This window comes from Streptomyces bobili, from assembly GCF_002154575.1.
In the GTDB taxonomy this organism is placed as follows: Bacteria; Actinomycetota; Actinomycetes; order Streptomycetales; family Streptomycetaceae; genus Streptomyces; species Streptomyces bobili.
In genome coordinates this window covers 1-2,198 of the sequence record NZ_MUBA01000296.1, presented here as the reverse complement: position 1 = coordinate 2,198, position 2,198 = coordinate 1, and the positions used below count along the sequence as shown (strand labels likewise).

The window sequence follows — 2,198 nt, the reverse complement described above, 5'->3', positions numbered from 1 at the left end:
CGAGTCCCGCCTCGCGGCGGAACTGAGCGCGCTGCGGACCGTGCGCGAGACGCTCATCCGCGAGGACGCCAAGGCCAAGGCCCAGAACAAGGCCGCGAAGAAGTCGTCCGGGTGGTGGTGACCATGGCCGGTCAGACCCCGCCTGGTGAGTGCCCGCAGTGCTGGCAGCACGCCCACGACCGCAACGCGCACCGCCACCTGCGCCCGCGTGAGGACTGCCCGCAGTGTGTCGACCACATGGTCAACGGCCACCCCAACCTCGTGCCCAGGAAGTCGCGTTGGTGGTGAGCATGCCGCGACCTGTCCTGACCTCGCACTTTCACTGCCCGGACTGCGGACCGCTGGTGTTCGGCGTGACCCGGTCATCTGCGGCCAGGTGATCCCCGCTCCGGTCGTCGGCAACGGACCCGAACGCCAGTGCCCGGCCTGCAAGGCAGCACTGCGCGTCCACAAGACCAGCCACCGCCACTGAGTCCTCTGCGGGCGCCGGCCGCCGCCAGGCCGGCGCCCCCTTCCCGCATGCCCTTCCCGCCCTCTGTCCGGGGGTAGTTGAGGAGACGTCACGCATGTCCGAGAACGTCGTTCACCTGCACAAAGACACCAACCCCACCCGCCCGGCCGTCCTCACCGTGGTCCCCGACCCGGCACCGGCCGCTCCCGCTGAGTCGGTCGTGGCCGCTCCGACGGTCGAGGCGGTCGACCTGCCCGGCAACCCGCTGGCCGACTGGCTGATGGCCCCTGAGGCGCCCGTGCTGCCCGTGTGGGCCCGCTCGCGTGCCTCCGTCGTGGCGAACGTCCGTGCGTTCGGCCGGCTCACCTGGTGGCACACCCGCTACCACGGCTTCCGTACGCCGAAGTACCTGGTCAAGACGGTGCTGCTGGCCGCGCGTGGCTTCTTCCGGGCCGCCGCCGGGCTGTGGCCGACGCTGTCGGCGCAGGACCACAGCGCCGCCGTCAAGGCGCTGCGGGCGCAGGTCAAAGCCCGCCCGGAGGATGTCGACCTGGCCGTGCGGCTGCAAGCCGCCCACTACGCCCGTACCCACTCGCGGCGTTGGCGGTTCGGTGCCGCCGCCGCTGCGGTCGCCGCCGCCGCACTCGGTGTCGCACTGGCGCCCCCGCTGCTGCAAGCCGGCATAGGAGCCGCCGTCATCACCCCGCTCGCCTACCTCGGACGCGGGAAAGAGACGCGGCTGCTGGACCAGGCGGCACCGCCGCTGCGGGTGGACATGTCCGCGCAGCAGCTCAACGAGGCGCTGCGAGCCGCCGGCCTCCTCAAAAGCGGCAGCGGCAAGGACGAAAAGGACCTGCCGAAGGTTGCGTGCACGATGGGCCCGGTCCGCGACGGCCGTGGCTGGGCCGTGATCTTCGACATGCCCCGCGGCGGCGGCAAGACCGCCTCCGACGTCCTCGCCAAGCGCGAGGTCATCGCGCAGGAACTCGGGGTCGACGAGATCCAGGTCATCATGTCCCGCGTCCGCGCCGCCAAGGGCGGCAACGCCGGCCGCGTCACGATGTGGGTCGCCGACGACGACCCCTACCTCGGCCCGCTCAACCCCTCCCCCCTGGAGAAGGCGGAGAAGTTCTCCATCTGGGACGCGGTCCCCTTCGGCCAGGACGCCCGCGGCAACCGCATCAGCGTGCCCGTGATGTGGCAGTCGATGTTCTTCGGCGGCCTGCCGCGGCGGGGCAAGACGTTCTCCCAGCGGCTGCTCACGGCGGCGGGTCTGCTGGACGCCTACGTGCGCCACTACGTCGCCGACGGCAAGGGCGGCGCCGACTGGATGCCCATGAAGGCCGTCGCCCACCGACTCGTGATGGGCGCGGAGGATGCGGCGATCGAGGCGCTCAAGGCCATGCTGCAAGAGCTGCTGGCGGAGATGGAGCGGCGGTTCGCGCTGCTGCGTGACCTGCCGACGTCGGTGTGCCCGGAGGGCAAGCTGACCCCGGACATCATGGTCAAGTACAACCTGCCGGTCATCTTCGTGACGATCGACGAGCTGCAGGAGTACTTCACCGCGATGGAGCGCGAGGACCGCGAGCAGGTCATCAACGACCTGTGCCGCATCGCCCGCCGCGGCCCGGCGGCCGGCTTCATCTCCAACTTCGCCTCCCAGCGCCCCGACGCCGAGTCGGTGCCCGCGAAGCTGCGGGAGATCATTACCATCCGCTATTCGACACAGGTCGTCGACCGCACCAGC

At 71.0% G+C, this 2,198-nt stretch carries 2 protein-coding genes; both read left to right on the top strand.

Annotated elements, in window-relative coordinates; genetic code table 11:
* The first annotated feature begins 123 nt into the window (after nucleotides 1-123).
* Entirely contained in the window at nucleotides 124-288 is a 165-nt protein-coding gene (locus BZL64_RS23505) for a pRL2-8 (protein WP_086771184.1), read from the top strand.
* Nucleotides 289-566: 278 nt separating this feature from the next.
* Nucleotides 567-2,198: FtsK/SpoIIIE domain-containing protein (locus BZL64_RS23500; RefSeq protein WP_244205457.1), on the top strand; the 1,632-nt coding region annotated here is incomplete at its 3' end.

Excerpts from the sequence above, each read along its gene's own strand:
- BZL64_RS23505 (WP_086771184.1), top strand. The coding sequence starts at position 124 with ATGGCCGGTCAGACCCCGCCTGGTGAGTGCCCGCAGTGCTGGCAGCAC.